The 655-nt window shown below is 46.6% G+C and carries 2 pseudogenes; one reads left to right on the top strand and one right to left on the bottom strand.

Annotation, left to right across the window (positions count from 1 at the left end):
- Nucleotides 1–112: 112 nt before the first annotated feature.
- A pseudogene (locus BGK49_RS16745) lies at nucleotides 113–340 on the top strand (DUF2170 family protein); the annotation flags it as partial.
- A gap of 15 nt (nucleotides 341–355) precedes the next feature.
- Here the strand turns inward: BGK49_RS16745 and BGK49_RS27760 are convergent.
- Nucleotides 356–655, bottom strand: a pseudogene (locus BGK49_RS27760) (IS1-like element IS1X2 family transposase); the annotation flags it as partial.

Genomic DNA, 655 nt, shown 5'->3' with positions numbered 1-655 from the left:
ACTGGCCGATAAACCGGGTCGGCGAACTGCTCCCCTGGCGCGTAGCACTGCCGACTGAATAACACATCCCCGTCAATACGGTTCTTGCTGCACGCTTACTATGGAATAATATATGACATGGAATCTGTTGGCGCTGGCGACGGCGCTGCAAACTGTACCTGAACAAAATATTGATGTAACAAATAGCGAGAACGCATTAATTATTAAAATGAATGATTATGGCGATTTGCAAATCAATATTCTTTTTACTTCCCGCCAAATGATTATCGAAACCTTTATTTGTCCGGTAAGTAGTATCAGCAATCCAGATGAATTTAATACCTTCTTATTAAGAAATCAGGGTAATGACTCCAACTTACTGATAGTGTTTTATGTTCAGATAATGCCCGATGACCTTGTCATGCAGCTCCACCGATTTTGAGAACGACAGTGACTTCCGTCCCAGCCTTGCCAGATGTTGTCTCAGATTCAGATTATGTCGCTCAATGCGCTGAGTGTAACGCTTGCTGATAACGTGCAGCTTTCCCTTCAGGCGTGATTCATACAGCGGCCAGCCATCCGTCATCCATACCACGACCTCAAAGGCCGACAGCAGGCTCAGAAGACGCTCCAGTGTGGCCAGAGTGCGTTCACCGAAGACGTGCGCCACAACCGT

Origin of the sequence: Shigella sp. FC1544, assembly GCF_001722145.1 — a bacterium.
GTDB classification, from domain to species: domain Bacteria; phylum Pseudomonadota; class Gammaproteobacteria; order Enterobacterales; family Enterobacteriaceae; genus Escherichia; species Escherichia coli.
This window is presented reverse-complemented; position numbering and strand designations above follow the sequence as displayed.